Genomic DNA, 15793 nt, shown 5'->3' with positions numbered 1-15793 from the left:
ACTCACAACCAGGGTTCTTCACCGCTTGATCCTGGGATATACCCGTAGGTCAAGGGAAGTCATTTATTGTTAACTCAGAAAATTTGCAAGTCACATGTTTCAGTAATTTGTCATTTAGTGTAAAATATTGCCACTTATTCTGGGGAAGTGATTCTATTTTTTGATTTTCCGAAAAAAACCTAAGGAGTATTAATGTTTTCAAACAAGTTTCTTCGAGATACCCCAAAAAAGGATATGGGAGATTTAACCGTATCCACAGTTGCAGAGTATCCCATCGAACTTATAATCGCCGCTATCAAAAGACTTGCTGCAGAAAAAGAATATAAAGGTAAAGATTTTACGTTGTGCTTACATGCAATCCAATTTAGAAAAGAAACGCGTCAGCTTGAAATTTATAGCCAACCGAAACAGGAGCTAAAATATCATCTTCGCGATGGACTGTTTGCTGAAGTTTTAAAAATTCCCTTCCAAAATATAAGCGGTCGATATTACTTTTTGGTAAACATCAGGGATTTGCTAAAAAACGAGGAAATAATAAAAAAAATAGAAGAAATCAAATTGGAAAAATCGGTTAAAGCGAAACAATTTTCTTTTCTTACAAGTGGAACGCTGTTTGAAAGGCTAAGGTTAGTAGTTGATAACACTACTTTGGGACAAGTCACCATTAATAATCCGGAAGCGGGCGACCTCTCTTTAGCAAGATTGGATGTATTGAGGGAACATCAACGTAAAGGGTATGGAAGTACTCTTATGGATCGGGTGATGGATATTTGCCTTGAGCGCTGTGCGGATATTCAAATCGATGTAGATCCTCCGGTGAGCGCCGAGGATGACCCCCTCGAGTTTTATAAAAAATATTTTATAAGCAGGGGGATTTTTTTTAATGTGGGTAGCTCGCCTGCCGCAGTGTTTTTCAAATGCCAGGCAACTGTATTTGTAAAAGCAATAGATATTTTAGTTGCAAAATACCCTAACCTGTATCTGGATCCCAGCCTAACCCTTCCGCAATTGCTCGCTCAGTTGTTTTTTGGCTTATCCACAGAACAAGTAAAAGGGACTTGGTTCAAGCGTGAGCATTATTTGGCATTAAAAAGAGGGGTTAGTTATCAAGAGCTGCGAAATGCAACTCAATTACATGTAGAAACTCTGGTGTATTGCAACATTCCCAGCTTTGCCTTGATAAAGGATATGAATGGCTATCAATTGCATTTACTCAAGTCTCTGCAGCCTGAAAAACTTGCTAATGCTTCTATTTATGAAGTAATTAAAAAAATGTATCTCTTTAATTTAAGTAATGATGCCATGCAGATTTTACAGGAAATTTTAAAAGAAAGTTCCATACCCGTTCTTTTAAGCCAACAAATTCCATTAATAACAGAACAGTTGGGTAAACTGAATTATTTGCACCTAAGCATTCTTTCCGAACTTAAATTAGAAGCACGAATGAATCTGCAAACGTATGAAATTTTATTAAAAATGGATCAGGAAGTACTCAAGGAATGGTTTTATCTTCACAAAAAGAAAGAGCCTTGCCACGTTATATGGAAATTGGATGCACAATTATCTCTTGAAGCGTTTAAAAAAGAGGTGGAGCAAATGAGATTAAGCATGGTTTCTTTGGAGCAGGCATGCGGTTATAAAGAAGAAATAAAACGAATTATTGCCTTAAATACCAATTCGAAAGATCCCAAATATCTTGCTTTACTGCAGGATTATTGCAAGAAAATATTTCGGGTACTTGAGTTTTCCCAGGAAGAAAGGAAATCTCTCCAGGGATATTACACAAAATTTTTAGAATTCGAGCCTAAGGCCGCAGATACCCTGCATCCGAACGTTGATGAAAAAGATCCGACGCCTACGTATTCTCCCGGATTCAAATGAGTTTAAAAGTCCAGATTACAGGAAGTAACCTGGACAGTAGCCTCAGAGTTAGGGAGTGACCGAACGCATGATGGGATTTTGCAAAGAAATCAGGGTTTCTGTTGACTGTACCTCCTCAATCAGTTGGATTTTATTCACCAATAATTGTTGTAAGGCATCGATGGATTGGCACATTACTTTAATAAAAATATTAAAATGGTGGCCTATGGTATAATACGCCTCAAGGACTTCTTCTAAAGCTTCCAGTTTTTTAAGAACAGATTGATAATCTTTCGCATGATTCAGAGTAATCCCGATAAAACAACAAACATCATACCCCAGGCGCCGAGGGTTTACATGTACATGCACCCCTTCAATAATCCCGGCTTGCCTCATTTTCTCGACCCGTACATGAATTGTTGCAGGGCTTACATCATAAGCTTTAGCTAATTCTGCATAAGCAGTACGAGCATTTTTTATTAGTCCATTAAGAATTTTCTTGTCCAAATCATCGATTTGATAATTTTCGAGGTCTTTCATGGGTGTTTTTTTAATAAAATTTAAATAAATTGATATTTTATTAAATATTATCTTTTATATCTATATTTATTTTAGTTACACAATAAAAAAACAACAGAATTTTAATATAATATTAAAAATTTACTTTAAAAGGGTTGTATGATGAGACAGACGTTTATTGAAACACAGAAGCAAATCAGTTTTGTAAAATCTTTTTTTTCCCGCGAACTCGAACACAGGTTAGGCCTAGTTGAAGTGCAAGCGCCCTTACTAACGTGCGTAGGCGACGGCGTACAAGACAATTTATCCGGAACAGAACAAGCTGTCTCAGTTAAAATTAAAGCCATCCCGGGAAAAACTTTTGAAATCGTCCATTCCTTGGCTAAATGGAAAAGAAAGTTACTGGGAGAACTTGGTTTTCAAACTGGAGAAGGCATTTATACGCATATGGTAGCCTTAAGACCTGATGAGGAGGTTTTAAGTGCGACCCATTCAGTTCTTGTGGATCAGTGGGATTGGGAGCGTGTTATCGAGCATCAAGATCGTTCTTTGGGTGTCTTAAAAACAACAGTTATTGATCTCTACGAGGCCATCAAGAAAACGGAAAAAAGGGTCAACGAACTTTATGGTTTAAGTCCGTTTTTACCGCCCTATATCCATTTTATTTATACTGAAGAGCTGCTCGCTTTATATCCTAATCTATCCCCAAAAGAAAGAGAGCGAGCGATCACTAAAAAATATGGAGCCGTTTTTTTAATTGGGATTGGTGGTTCTCTATCAAACGGTAAACCGCATGATTTACGTGCTCCGGATTATGATGATTGGAGCTCGGTGAATGAAGTAGGGTTCACAGGGTTAAATGGTGATATCTTGGTTTGGAACCCATTTATCGAAGATGTTTTTGAAATTTCCTCTATGGGGATTCGGGTCAATGAATCCATTTTGAAATATCAACTGGCGTTAACAGGTTGCCAGGAACGACTGCAATTGGATTGGCATCAGAGACTGGTTTCTGGCTGTTTACCCCAAACAATTGGTGGTGGAATAGGGCAATCCCGTTTGGTAATGCTGATGTTGCAAAAAAAGCATATCGGCGAGGTTCAGTGCGGTGTTTGGCCTAAGGAATGCATGCAAAATACCGGTGAATTGATTCTGGCATGAGCCAAATTATCACAGCCCTGCGCCCGGTGGCATACCCATGTATTTCGATAGGGAACTGTCTATTCAAAATAGCGGCGGGATGAGTTGGGGGTGGGTTACTTTCCCCTAGGTCCCGAACTATACAATGTCCCCGTTGGTGTCGGGGACATTTCATCAATTATACTGATATAAATTTTCTTCTTGTAATCCAGGATGATAAGAGGGAATCTCTTTTTCAGGTTGGATGGCTGCAAATAGTTTTCCAAAATACGCTACCGGCTGCTCGGTTTTGGTCAATTGTACTGAAGGTTGGGATGAATGAGTTAAAGAATTCAAAACAAGATTAGTGGAGTCTGTGGGCGCGGTGGTATTTTCCATTTTCGCTAGCAACACTTCCTGATGTTTAAAGCGGTATAAATTGCTTAAGACAATAGCGGATTCAAGAACCATCAAGGCAACGCCAAGTGCCGGGTTAAGTGCAAAACCTATTGCCACAAACAAACCTGCTGCCACCAGAGTTATGGTTGAGTTATAGGTCAAACTCACAAATAAATTTTGAGTGATGTTTTGTTTTGTTTTTGCTGCTACATCGAATGCGGTAGCGACAGGGAATAACCTTCCTTGCTGAAGTACTATGCCTGCATGCTGTTTGGTAATGGAATCCCCAATTCCGGAGGTGACAGCAATTCCCACTTTAGCTTTGGCAATGGCTGGGATATCATTGATGGCATCACCTACCATTGCCACATTACAACCCTTTCGTTTTAAAAGCGCGATATAACTTTCCTTGGAGACCTCTCCTGTCTTACTAACTGCACCTACGGTATTGGCACATATATTTTTTGGCGAAATACCTAATAAGTCTGCACTTTTTTTTGCGGTTGCCAGATCGGCCCCGGTACAAATATGAACTGCTATACCTTGCTCCTGTAATTGTTTTACGGTAGCAATGGCATCTTCACGTAGTGGGTCAATTAAATCAACTTGGCCTATCACTGTTTTCCCATGCACAATATAAACAGAACCGTTTTCCGGATTATCATAGGGTTCGTTAATCTGGGTAATTCCATTCGCCAGGAGCATATCCTTATTGCCTATCATGAAGGTTTCATTATCAATTATGCCTTTGATGCCAGAATGATGGCTTTTGTCAACGCAGGTTATTTTTAATGTGTTGTTTGCAACGTAATCTTGATTTCGTATAAAAGAAAGAATCTTTTTTGCTGTCGGATGATCGGAATGGCTTTCCAATAAAGCGATATGGTTCAAAAATTTTTTATCAGAAATCAGTAGTGATTGCACCACAATATTTCCCTGGGTAAGGGTGCCATTTAAATCAAAAACAACGGTATCTATATCAGCGGCTGCTTGTAATGTTTTACCATCTTTGAACTGAATCCCGTTTTCAGACGCTTTTTTCATACCAATTTTTACTGCCATCGGCGTAATCAAACTCAACGCGCAAGGACAGGCGCTCACCAGAACCGAGATGACACATTGAATGGCAAGTGCCGGACTAAACAGCGAACCAATGATAATTCCTGACCCAAGAGCCACCACCAGCAAACCAGGAATAAAATATTTTAATATCCTGTTGGCAAATACTTCTACAGGGGCTTTCTCATTATTTGCTTTCTCAATATTTTTCGCAATTAATGAAAGATAGGAATTTTGATAGGTTTTTGTGACACGCATTTCCAAAGTGGGGATATGATCCGCTAAACGCATTCCCGCTTTTACCTCATCCCCAGGATTAAATACTTTAAGATGAGGCGAACCATCAATTCGAGTAGTATAAAGTAAGGCTTTTGTCGTTAATACACCATCAACAGGGATTACCTCCCCTTTATTAAGAATTATTTTATCATTAGGAATCAGGTTCTTGGGTGAAATTTTTTTATTGGGATTACCTATTAACTGTACTAATTGAGGCAAACAATCTCGAACATCTAGTTTTTTTTCAATTTCATTAATTAAAGTATGTTCAACCCCTTCGCCTAAATGCCAAAAGCCCAAGACTAAAGGCGCCGCTTCAAACATCATAGGGAGGCCCGGGATAAACAAGCTTGCAATCGAGACCGCGACAATCGTTAAGGTGCTGATTGTATATAGGGTCGTTGTGTCCCAATTTTTTTCACGCAAAGCATTCCATGCGGATTTATATACATTAAATCCCAAATATAAGGTCATTAAAGTGGTAAGCCCTGTTATGGCAAAATAAACAATTAGAGGGATATTAAAAGTTGTAAGAGAAAGAGCAATTAAACCGATTCCCCAAATTAACCCCAAAGCAGCTTTAAGCCAATGATTTTCATGACTGTGAGAATGATCATGGGCATGGCCATGATGGTGGTGGTCATGCGTAACAGCTTTTTTTTGATCATGAGTATGGGTGTCTTTTTTAAAATGGTCCTGAGGTTTTTTTTCAGAATGCTCGTGAGAATGGTTTTTTGAATGACTATGGGAATGGTGTGTATTTTTTTTATTTTTGTTAGGGTGTGAGTGGGGATGACTGGAATGAGCCGGATGAAACTCATCCCCCATTTCCTCTTCATACTTGAGGGTTTCTGTCTCCATTTTATCAGATAGTTGAATACCCCTGCCTTGAAAGGACTGGGTCACTGTTTCTTTGATAAAGGGAGCTTTGGGGGATCGGGATAACAAGCTGATGCTTTTCTTTGGGGTGTTGAAATCAATTGCTACCCGTACTAACTCCAACCCCTTGATTTTTTGTAAAGTTTGTAAGATTTGGGTTGCAGTTTCTTCGGAAATAAGTTGGGTATCGTCTACGAGGCAGAATCTATAATTATAAAGATACATCATTTCCTCCATATATAAGGCATAAAAATATTAACGAGAGTGGATTTTGTTCTTGTAGTAAAAGCCCTCTCGGGGAAAGGAGGTTTCCTGATTGAACCAGCAGTACATCAATATTAATTTCAGACATGTCATGACCATTACAGTAACTTTAAAACCTGTCAACTTAGTTTTGGAGGTTACTCCTACTCAATAAATCGATCAGGAGGGTAACTAGTAATTTGCTACAGTACATACTAATACCGCGAAAGTGTTACATTGTAACATTTTATTGCTAAAGAACAAGTCACATTTAGTTATTTTTAAACCATAAGAAAATTAAAGAATTACGGTACTGTTAATTGATTTTTTTCTGTAAAATAATGACTGTGGTACAATAATATACTTGAACCGTTAAAATATTATATTTGATGAAATACAATTTGTTGGACAAGGCTTATAAGCATTGTATAAAACATGGCTATCGATTTACAGAGCCCAGGGAGCGTGTTCTCAAAATTTTAATGAACGAAAGAAAGCCTCTGGGTGCCTATGATATCCTGCAAAGATTATCCCAACAAATGGAAAATCCCAAACCCCCCACTGTCTATCGGGCAATTCAATTTTGGCATCAAGAAGGCTTTATCCACTGCATTGACAGTCTTAAATCCTATGTTGCTTGTTTACATGGACATCATGTAGGACAAGCGCAATTTCTCATATGCAATCAATGTGACTTTGTCAAGGAGCTGGAATGCATTGTTGACTTTGCCTCGGTTACAGAGTTTGCAAATTCCATCCAGTTTTCAATTATAAATTGCACTATTGAAATCAAAGGATTGTGCTCCCAGTGTAAACTTAAAAATCTGCGAAATTAGCAAGGCAATAGCCTCTCCCGGCAAACTCTGAACCTAAGCTTGCGGTTACTCCACTAAAGAGCTTTTAAAAATAACGTAATTCTGTTTGCGCTTCAGCTAATTTTTGGCTTTCGGCTTGTTTGCAATCATCTTCTTGCGCGAGTCTTATTATCGATTGCTTCCCCCTTTTTAAAAATGAGTAACTTAAGAAAGAGGGGGTAGAAGCAGATGTCGATTTTATTTCAGGATGACAGCGATCTGCTGCCGCGGCTAGATTTTGCAGTTTTGGAGGCTGATACAATTGGAGCACGTTCAGGGCTGTTTGATTATTATGAGCCAACGCAATCTCATACGCTGTTTTTTCATCGATGTTAGAGAGGTTGGTGTTCGCCCCGGCTGCTAAAAGCCTTTCAAACAGGGAAGGACACTTTTGGGTATAAAAGGATTTACAGGCTAACATTAACGGAGTTTCTGCTTTAATGTTTTTGGCATTCACCTCGATACCACCCTCACGAAGCAATATGTGCACCGTAGCTTCATTCCCGTATTTACAAGCAATTGCAAGCGGGGTGTTCCCCTTCTTGTCACAAGACATGTTGGGGCTGATTTGGGGAAGCTTAAGAAGTTGTTTCATAATATGGGCCCGATTGCATGCTGCTGCATAAAAGAGTGCATGCTCTAATTCCAAGAGACTGATTACTGATGCTTTTTTGTGAAGCCGCAAGATTTCCCGCACTGTATTCCTGTCGTCATTTTGTACTGCCAGAGCAAGAAGGCCATAACCACGACAATTGCTGATAGGGAGGTTTTTTGCATGGACGGGATATAATTTATCAAGTTCTTGAAGGTATTGAGTTAATTTTCGCTGCCCTGTTTTTGCGATGAAGGCGCAATGAAAAAGCAATTGCTTGCTGCTTTCGAAAAGGGATTGATACAGGATTGGCACTAACTCCTCACTGGTTAACAGTTGATAAGGATACTCCCTGCTTTGTTCGTATAGATGATTGATATCGATAAATAACCAGGTGTTGCTTTTATGCTTTTTAAAGCCTACAGTGTGTTCTTCACTGCTACAGACCACTGCCACCTTATTTTTAGTAGCAAGAAGATTATTCAGTTGATGCAAAAATTCGTTGACGTGCCTGGGGGATAGCAGCCCTATTGTTTTATTAAACAGATTTTTAACGGAATTTTGCTTTCTGCAGAGGTTCAGCTGGATCATCTTATAGATAAGATCGATGTTGGACTGCTGAACCATTTGGGCATAAATTTCAGTATAGTCATCTGGAGATTGAGCCAGACAAATAGATTCCAGAAACGGCTTGATCTCGTTAAGTTTATATTCTTTTGTGGATAAAGTCTGACTTGATTTAATTTTTTCGCTTATTGCCGTCAAAGTATGAGGCAATCTCTCTTTTTTATTTTTAATCAGGTTCAGACGGCTATAAAACTGTTCGTCTAGCCCATGTGCTGTTTCCAGGGCCCAGGTCAATGTAAAACCATGACACACGCCATCTCCGTGTTCATAATTGAATTTATCAAAAAGAGTCAACAGATCCTCATGCTCCAATGCATTGCGCCTTGGGGTAAAGAAAAGTAGAGAAGCTAATGGATTAAATATATGGGGCTTAAGCTGGTATAGTGTAATCAGCAGGCTGATTGAGAGAAGCAGGTAGAGGACGTATATCATTATACTGGTTCATTAATTCCTTTTAGAAAAATCAAATCATAATCCTAAACAGAAAGCAATCTGAACATTATCCTTTCGTTTATCTGTGGGATGTGAAAAAGCATTTATTTTTGCCTTTTATAGTAAGTCCCATTAGCATAAACATTATGACCAAATCCACAATCGGCATCCGAACCTTCCTGGTTCACGGTTACCACTCCCGGTTTATTAAACGTAATGGTAATGGAACATTGACCAAATTCGGTTGAGGTATAAATTGCGGTATCTCCTTTGATGTTGGCGATACCGGAGAGTTCCCCTGTGTTAGCTTGAAGTTCCCCATTTACCATGTAAGGGTAGATTAATTCGAAGGAAATTTTAATTTTTCCTCCCCCTAATGCATGGACGCTCAAAGTATTGGTAATATCCTTATGAGGGGCAGGGAAAGGCATGATGAAGGTCCCATTGACTTCTTCTTTGGAGACGCTATCCCTGTGTGTTTCTGAAAACCCCAAAGCTGAATACACGAAGAATAGGCTAAATAGGATGTTTCTTATTATGGATTGACTCATGGTCTTACCGTAATTTGTGTTGCGTCCCATTAAGTTAGCATGAATTTGCCGGTAAAACTATCCAGCAGTTTTCCTATCTTCAAACAATGGAGGGCCTGATTTTTCTATTGTTAAACCTGATTTTTCCTGCTGCTCCAAAGCTGCCTGGCGAGAAACACTGGGTGTTTGAACATTATGCAATAACAATCCCTCAGAAGGATTTTTCAGAGAACCCCGGTGCAGTGAAGGTGTTTTTTCATTTATTTCCTGCCCCAGGAAAACATAGGTATCAGAATCAATCCAGAAAGGACTCCATGCCAACATCCCTTTGGGGGTGATGCGGTTGGTTTTTCCTGAATCCAAATGCAGTACCCATAGAGCAAGTGGAGGTTCATCCCAGTTTTTCCGGTGGATGGTTTCATCCATATCTACATCCATAATCAGCATTTTTCCATTGGGCGAACTGTTCATTCGAGACGCACTGCTCATGCTCCCACGGGGAATTATTGAGTTGATTTGCCATTTTTTTATTACATTACCCTGCAAATCCAACCAGTAAATCGAATCAAGATCATGACTGAAGAAGGACTTTCCATCCGCAGCCCATGCGGGACTGTATTCATTTTCCGTGTTGTTGATGAGACGATAACCACTGTCATTCCTATCGATCAATGCCAAATGCCAATTACTGTTTATAAAGGTATTGAACAATAATTTTTTGCTATCAGGGGACCATACTGGATTGAAGTTATTTTCAGAAGGTATATTTTTTAATTGGGTGATTTTACCTGATTCAAGCTCAATAATAGCCAGGTAACGATTTCCTGATGGGCTTTTTTCCACTAAATTAAAGGCAATGTATTTCCCGTCAGGGGAGATTTCTGGTATGTACCCCTGAGTAATTTTTTTCGCGTTAGTGCCATCAATGTTAGCTGTCCAAATAAAACCATAACGCTCAAAAGCAATTAGAGGCTTGGCTTGAACAACGGCACAATAGATTAAGACAAACAAAAATAAATAAATTCTCATGGAAAGTGAGGTTCCTTTATGATTTCCCTTAATTTTGGATGATAAAGCGATGACAGGTCAAATTCCTGCTAACGCCAGCCTCCATGTTCATTAGTGCCGTATTCTTCCCCGCCCACGCTGTAGGCAGCGGAATTTTTAGAACCTGTACAAGAGCCTATACCCAAAGCAACGCTGCCAAGCAAAAATAGGGTAATAATTTTTTTAACCAATTGTTTCAGAGCCATTTACTTTTCTTGTCCATCCACTGAGTGAAAGTCCATCAGACGATTTTTGTATTTTTGGAGTAATAAGCAATTGCATCAAACATAACAATTATTGTGAAGGCCATGCAACTGCTGCATCTGGAAACCAGGAATCGCTGCAGAAGCTAAGGAACTACCAATTATCCAGCCTGAGCACAAAAAGAACTATTGGGGTATTTGTACTATAATTTGAGCATATAAATATCATCCTTTGGTGCAGTATGGAAAGTAAAATAGGTTATACAAAAGAAGCTCAGGGGCGTAAACGCTCCAAGCTTGAACCCCCTTTTGATGCAGGAGATTGCGGCTACTATGCATTTTGTGTGGGATTATTGCATTTAGGAATGCAGGCTAAACAGGATCCTGCAGTTGCAGAGACTCTGAACAGTAGCAAACCTTTATCAGAACTCTTTTCAAATATGCGAATGCTGAATCGGTTTACTGGTTCTGATAATGTGCAAACGATTAACAATATAGTAACAGAGCTCGGTTCATCAAGTTGGGATCGTCTGTCATTCAGAGAGGTTTTGGCTGATTTTAGCGATGGGATGCGCGTTTCCCTTCTTACTTCAGATCTAGGGGTCGACTATTTTAAAAATATGATAAAAGAGGGCGCCTGGGTGATTGATAATCAGAAATGGATGGATTTGCCTCAATTTAAAAAGCTCAATAGAAAAATTTTAGATAGGATGCAGGAACTTGCAGTGGGGACAGATGTAAGTATTGAAAGGGCCGGTGAGTTGCGATTCCAGGCTACCCTTGAAATTTTTAAGAATTTAAGCGAAGAAGTATTAGAGGATATGGCCAAGGAGGTCATCAAAAAATATTACGGTCCTGGTTCTAAAAAAGCCTGGCTTGATGCCGATTTTTTAAAAAATTGTTCCCGACAACTTTTTCCGAAAGCAGATAATTTATTTTTCGATCCACAGGGAATTGAAATTACCAGTAAAGGTCCTACAGATTCTCACTGGTATATCGATGTTCCTAAAAATCAAACTACTGATTCGTTACTCTCCAGTGTAAACGCTGGGGCCAGTAAAGACCTTAAGGAAATTGAGGTGTATCGTGTAAAGGATGCAAAAGCCGATCCCCTATCTGCTTTGTTAAAGGAGCAAAAAGATTTACTGCAAGCAAAAAATAAAGCCCTCAGGGAATTTAAAGAAATGACCTCAGGCCTTTTTGCAAAATACATTGATAAATCATTTTCAGAAGTGCTTTCTGATTTATGCTGTTTTGAATCGGAGCCTCCTGACCAAGAGAGTTTAGATACTGCTTTGTTGCCTCTTTATGCAGAAGGAAGAATAGTAATGCAAGAATATACCGAGCTGACGGTGGCTAGAAAAGCCATTGAGATGATAAACGAAAAATTAAAGTCAGTTGAAAAGGAACTTGAATCCAAGAAAGACAAAGCCTCGGTCTCGTCCCTTATCACCGGAGGTTTATCCTTTCAACAAAGTAAAGAAAAACAGAACCCTGATGATAAACCCCAATTGGATGGCAACAATGCCTTAGATCAAAAAGGCTTTTCATAAAATCCTTTAATTAAAGCGCGGTATCGTTGCAGGGTCTGTATGCAGTAACGTATTGTTTTTGGGTGCAGAGGGAAAAAAGGAACTAAAACTCGATAGAGGTACCTCGACTCTGGTTTCGGGTAAAATGATAGATAGCCCTGAGTGGTAACCGCTTTTATAGATTGAAATAAATTTTTGTGCAAACTCATCATTGGGAAGATCGATGTACCAATGATTATTACTTGGCCCTTCACTCGTTATTGCTACGGCCTGTTTATCAAACATAGTTTCAGAAGAACCTAATAAATGGGTAACCAGGTTTTTGAGAAACTCACTATCCACCCATACTTTTGGTGCATCTTTTGCATAAAAGCGGGAAATTACTTCCTTTACCGCGGGAGTCAGTTCGTCATCGCCTAATGTATTACATGTTTCTATCTGCGCTTGAAATAAAATTTCAAAAAGAAAATCTCCATCTGCCCTGGAAGTTTTGGTTGCACAAGCATTTTCGTAAAGTGCATCTGCTTTTAATTGAATTTTTTTCATTATCAATTTGAATGCAGGAAGTGTTTCCCATTCCCGATTCGTTTCTATCCATAAACCGCTCTTAATTTCATTTTTTATACGCTCACTCAACCAGGCTGAGCCGCAATCCATTTCTTTTAATTGAGAGGTGAAGTGAGACAAAATCTCATTAAAGGTAATTTGTTCAAAACCCTTTACTGTCATTGCTTCCAAATAACTTACCAAACACTCCTGGTTCGTTCCAAATTCTTTTGACAGGCATCTTTTTAAAGAATCGGGTTGCTCTTCTAAAAGCTTGCTTATTGCCTTACTTGTATTTATCGCAGAAGCTAATGGCTGCTCTTTTGCAGCTTTGAGAGCTAAATAAAAAAGGCCAATAACCACCACATGATAACCACAATCGCCCGTACTTTGGACCGGAGATAACTTAATTTTGCCAATCTCGGAAATTTCGTTTTTATTCTGCATGATTAGAAAAGAACCCTAAATCAAATAGGTGGGTCATTATAGCATATTCCTGCTGAATTAATTGTTGGGGTTTCAATGTGCGGTGCTTTCCCATGTCGGATGAAAAATCTTATGGATGTTCTTCTTACGCTCTATTTATTCACCCTGGAGGGTGATAACATCTCCGACGAAAAGCATATGCTAAGGAAAGTAATATGAAGAAAGCAGGAGCGAATTCTTTTATTTTTTTTGTTGCCCTGATCGCCGGATTTGGAGGGTTTTTATTTGGTTTTGATTCCAGTGTGATTGCAGATGTGAAGGATCAGGTCATGGTCCAGCTCTCTCTTTCAGAATGGCAATGGTCCCAGATTGTGAGTATTAGTTTATTCGGTTGTATTTTGGGTATTCCTTTAAGTGGTTTCTTTGCTGATAAAGTAAGTCGACGTTTTCTTCTCAAGACAGTTGCATCAGGATTTATTTTAGGGACTGTTCTATGCGCCTTCACTCATGATTTCATTCTGTTATTAATGGGACGGTTTATTATTGGTATTTGTATCGGAGTTGCTTCTTATATCGCCCCATTGTTTATCGCAGAAATTGCGCCGCCTAACCGAAGAGGAACTTTAGTGCTGATTAATGGGTTAACCATTACCTTTGGTCAGGCAATAGCCTATTTAATTGGTTATTTTCTTCATGATTACTCCGTTAACAGCTGGCGTCTCTTATTTGGAATGGGGAGTATTCCGGCACTAATTTTGTTTATTGGTATGCATTTTGTTCCTCACTCACCGCGTTGGCTCATGCAAAAATACGGTCTGGAAAAAACCTTGAAGACTCTAAAGCGCATCCGTCCCTTAGGTTATAACTTCCAAAAAGAAATCGAGGAAATTCAGAGCCATTTCAAGGATATTCCTCCTCAAACGAATTTATTATTTAAGCAGCCCATCATTAATGTCCTTGCTGTAGGAATTGCCTTAGGGATATTCCAACAATTCTCAGGAATTAATGCGTTGATGTATTACGGTCCAGTTATTTTTGAGTCGGCAGGATTTTATCCGGTTTCGGATGCAATTTTAGCTACTTTTTGTATGGGGGGAGTGAATTTTTTATTTACTTTACTAACCCTATATTATGTAGACAAGCTAGGTCGGCGTTTTTTATTGTTAAGCGGGACGCTCCTTGCTGCCCTGAGCCTTTTTGCAGTGGTCGTATTATTTAATTCGGGGTTGCCCAATCAAAAATTCTGGATACTGGGTGCTTTGTCGATCTATGTAATGGGATATTGTATAAGCGTGGGATCTTTATTCTGGGTTTTGATCTCCGAAATTTACCCTTTAGCTGTTCGTGGAATGGCAATGAGTATTGCCACGATGGTGCAATGGGGAGCAAATTTTGTGGTTTCCATATCCTTTTTAACCATTTACCAAAATTGGGGTGTGCTTACTTTTGGTTTATTTGGAACATTGTGTTTGCTTGCTTTTTTCTTTATTTACCATTTTGTACCTGAGACAACCGGTGCCTCTTTGGAAAAAATCGAAAAAAATTTATGGGCAGGTAAAAAAATCAGAGACATTGGTAGTGAATTACCAGGAATAAAAACAAATGACTTGGAATTAGTGAGGGATTAGATATGGAAAATACAAATCAACAACGAAAATGTCGCATTGGCATCATTGGGGCCGGACGGATCGGTAAATTACATGCTGAAAATATTAAAAATTATTTACCGCAATTTGAGTTAAACGCGATTGCGGACCCTTGCTTGAACAAAGCCTGGGCAGATAGACTCTCTATCGCAGGTCAATACACCGCGAGCGAGGACGTGCTTTTTCACCAAAACCTGGATGCCGTTTTGATTGCTTCCCCATCGAATTTACACGTGGTGCAAATAAAAGCCGCCAGTGAAGCAGGAAAGGCCATTTTTTGTGAAAAGCCGATTGGTTTGTATGAAGAGGAAATTCTGGAGGTGTTACATACAACTCAGGCAAACGGTACGTTATTGCAGCTTGGTTTTAACCGGCGTTTTGATCCGAGTTTTTCCCATCTGCAAAAACAGGTGCATGCCGGGGAAATTGGTGCAGTACATCTTGTAAAGATTACCTCGCGCGATCCGGTTTGTCCTACTAAAGAATATTGCGCCACCTCCGGCGGACTGTTCATGGATATGACCATCCATGATTTTGATATGGCGCGCTTTTTAACTCAATCAGAAGTCATTGAGGTATATGCAACAGGTGCGGTATTGATTAATCCTGATTTTGCAGCCTTAGATGATATTGATACAGCAATCATCCAAATGCGTTTTGCGAATGGTGCTTTAGGGGTTATTGATAACAGCCGTCAAGCTGTTTATGGATATGATCAACGCATTGAGGTATTTGGCAAGGAAGGAATGCTATTGGCTAATAATCAGCTCAAGCATTCAGTGATGCATTATGCCAATAAATTCACAGAGCAAGCTAATCCGGAATATTTTTTCCTCGAACGCTATCATCAAGCTTTTAGAGCCGAATTGGATTCTTTTTATAGCGCCTGGTTACACAACAGCCCAAGTCCTGTTTCAGGAAGGGATGGGTTGCAGGCTTTGCGGATTGCGCAAGCTGCAAAACGGTCTTTAGTTAGCAAATCGCCGGTTTTTCTGAGTTGA

Annotated in this window: 13 protein-coding genes; 6 read left to right on the top strand and 7 right to left on the bottom strand. The window is 39.3% G+C overall.

All coding sequences use genetic code 11. The annotated features are described in order from the left end of the window. The first annotated feature begins 192 nt into the window (after positions 1–192). The gene (locus KYQ_RS15295; RefSeq protein WP_010655005.1) at positions 193–1881 is read left to right on the top strand and encodes a GNAT family N-acetyltransferase; all 1689 of its coding nucleotides are present in this window, start codon (positions 193–195) and stop codon (positions 1879–1881) included. Between the two features lie 48 nt (positions 1882–1929). Here the strand turns inward: KYQ_RS15295 and asnC are convergent, their stop codons facing one another. After that, positions 1930–2400: a transcriptional regulator AsnC gene (asnC, locus tag KYQ_RS15290; protein ID WP_010655004.1), complete on the bottom strand. Its 471-nt coding sequence runs from the start codon at positions 2398–2400 to the stop codon at positions 1930–1932. Between the two features lie 138 nt (positions 2401–2538). On the opposite strand from asnC, the gene asnA reads away from it, so the two are divergent. Continuing rightward, a complete protein-coding gene (gene asnA / locus KYQ_RS15285) occupies positions 2539–3540 on the top strand; it encodes an aspartate--ammonia ligase (protein ID WP_231294570.1) in 1002 nt (333 codons plus the stop codon). Between the two features lie 153 nt (positions 3541–3693). Here asnA and KYQ_RS15280 read toward each other — a convergent pair whose 3' ends face one another. After that, positions 3694–6339 carry a heavy metal translocating P-type ATPase gene (locus tag KYQ_RS15280; protein WP_010655002.1) on the bottom strand — a complete coding sequence of 882 codons (2646 nt, stop codon included), beginning with the start codon at positions 6337–6339 and terminating at the stop codon, positions 3694–3696. Positions 6340–6746: 407 nt separating this feature from the next. Between KYQ_RS15280 and KYQ_RS15270 the strand changes: the two genes are divergently transcribed. Then, positions 6747–7193: a Fur family transcriptional regulator gene (locus tag KYQ_RS15270; RefSeq protein WP_019350253.1), complete on the top strand. Its 447-nt coding sequence runs from the start codon at positions 6747–6749 to the stop codon at positions 7191–7193. A gap of 64 nt (positions 7194–7257) precedes the next feature. Here the strand turns inward: KYQ_RS15270 and ankG are convergent, their stop codons facing one another. The 4 genes from ankG to KYQ_RS19190 all read right to left on the bottom strand — a co-directional run bounded on the left by ankG (position 7258) and on the right by KYQ_RS19190 (position 10645). Then, entirely contained in the window at positions 7258–8862 is a 1605-nt protein-coding gene (ankG, locus tag KYQ_RS15265; protein WP_010655000.1) for a Dot/Icm T4SS effector AnkG/AnkZ/LegA7, read from the bottom strand. Positions 8863–8966: 104 nt separating this feature from the next. Continuing rightward, the gene (locus KYQ_RS15260; RefSeq protein WP_231294568.1) at positions 8967–9413 is read right to left on the bottom strand and encodes a hypothetical protein; all 447 of its coding nucleotides are present in this window, start codon (positions 9411–9413) and stop codon (positions 8967–8969) included. 57 nt (positions 9414–9470) lie between these two features. Beyond that, positions 9471–10421 (bottom strand): TolB family protein, encoded by a 951-nt coding sequence (locus KYQ_RS15255; RefSeq protein ID WP_010654998.1) that lies wholly within the window; start codon positions 10419–10421, stop codon positions 9471–9473. 68 nt (positions 10422–10489) lie between these two features. Continuing rightward, positions 10490–10645, bottom strand: a complete 156-nt coding sequence (locus tag KYQ_RS19190; protein ID WP_019350252.1) for a hypothetical protein — start codon at positions 10643–10645, stop codon at positions 10490–10492. A 239-nt stretch (positions 10646–10884) separates the two neighbouring features. Between KYQ_RS19190 and KYQ_RS15245 the strand changes: the two genes are divergently transcribed. Further along, positions 10885–12195, top strand: a complete 1311-nt coding sequence (locus KYQ_RS15245) for a hypothetical protein (protein WP_010654997.1) — start codon at positions 10885–10887, stop codon at positions 12193–12195. 6 nt (positions 12196–12201) lie between these two features. Here KYQ_RS15245 and KYQ_RS15240 read toward each other — a convergent pair whose 3' ends face one another. Beyond that, positions 12202–13167 (bottom strand): hypothetical protein, encoded by a 966-nt coding sequence (locus KYQ_RS15240; RefSeq protein ID WP_010654996.1) that lies wholly within the window; start codon positions 13165–13167, stop codon positions 12202–12204. A 194-nt stretch (positions 13168–13361) separates the two neighbouring features. Here KYQ_RS15240 and KYQ_RS15230 point away from each other — a divergent pair, with 194 nt between their 5' ends. Together KYQ_RS15230 and iolG are read left to right on the top strand one after the other, a co-directional pair. Next, positions 13362–14774: a sugar porter family MFS transporter gene (locus KYQ_RS15230; RefSeq protein WP_010654995.1), complete on the top strand. Its 1413-nt coding sequence runs from the start codon at positions 13362–13364 to the stop codon at positions 14772–14774. A 2-nt stretch (positions 14775–14776) separates the two neighbouring features. Next, positions 14777–15793 carry an inositol 2-dehydrogenase gene (gene iolG / locus KYQ_RS15225; protein ID WP_010654994.1) on the top strand — a complete coding sequence of 339 codons (1017 nt, stop codon included), beginning with the start codon at positions 14777–14779 and terminating at the stop codon, positions 15791–15793.

It is taken from the genome of Fluoribacter dumoffii NY 23, assembly GCF_000236165.1.
Lineage (GTDB): Bacteria > Pseudomonadota > Gammaproteobacteria > Legionellales > Legionellaceae > Legionella > Legionella dumoffii.
The sequence above is the reverse complement of the archived record's forward strand: the minus strand, read 5'-3'. Positions and strand labels throughout refer to the sequence as shown.

What these genes read in the sequence shown, in the direction of transcription:
- KYQ_RS15270 (WP_019350253.1), top strand. Translation starts at nt 6,747, where the DNA reads ATGAAATACAATTTGTTGGACAAGGCTTATAAGCATTGTATAAAACAT.
- KYQ_RS15260 (WP_231294568.1), bottom strand. Translation starts at nt 9,413, where the DNA reads ATGAGTCAATCCATAATAAGAAACATCCTATTTAGCCTATTCTTCGTG.
- KYQ_RS15245 (WP_010654997.1), top strand. Translation starts at nt 10,885, where the DNA reads ATGGAAAGTAAAATAGGTTATACAAAAGAAGCTCAGGGGCGTAAACGC.
- KYQ_RS15280 (WP_010655002.1), bottom strand. Translation starts at nt 6,339, where the DNA reads ATGTATCTTTATAATTATAGATTCTGCCTCGTAGACGATACCCAACTT.
- KYQ_RS15240 (WP_010654996.1), bottom strand. Translation starts at nt 13,167, where the DNA reads ATGCAGAATAAAAACGAAATTTCCGAGATTGGCAAAATTAAGTTATCT.
- asnC (WP_010655004.1), bottom strand. Translation starts at nt 2,400, where the DNA reads ATGAAAGACCTCGAAAATTATCAAATCGATGATTTGGACAAGAAAATT.
- ankG (WP_010655000.1), bottom strand. Translation starts at nt 8,862, where the DNA reads ATGATATACGTCCTCTACCTGCTTCTCTCAATCAGCCTGCTGATTACA.
- KYQ_RS19190 (WP_019350252.1), bottom strand. Translation starts at nt 10,645, where the DNA reads ATGGCTCTGAAACAATTGGTTAAAAAAATTATTACCCTATTTTTGCTT.
- KYQ_RS15255 (WP_010654998.1), bottom strand. Translation starts at nt 10,421, where the DNA reads ATGAGAATTTATTTATTTTTGTTTGTCTTAATCTATTGTGCCGTTGTT.
- asnA (WP_231294570.1), top strand. Translation starts at nt 2,539, where the DNA reads ATGATGAGACAGACGTTTATTGAAACACAGAAGCAAATCAGTTTTGTA.
- iolG (WP_010654994.1), top strand. Translation starts at nt 14,777, where the DNA reads ATGGAAAATACAAATCAACAACGAAAATGTCGCATTGGCATCATTGGG.
- KYQ_RS15295 (WP_010655005.1), top strand. Translation starts at nt 193, where the DNA reads ATGTTTTCAAACAAGTTTCTTCGAGATACCCCAAAAAAGGATATGGGA.
- KYQ_RS15230 (WP_010654995.1), top strand. Translation starts at nt 13,362, where the DNA reads ATGAAGAAAGCAGGAGCGAATTCTTTTATTTTTTTTGTTGCCCTGATC.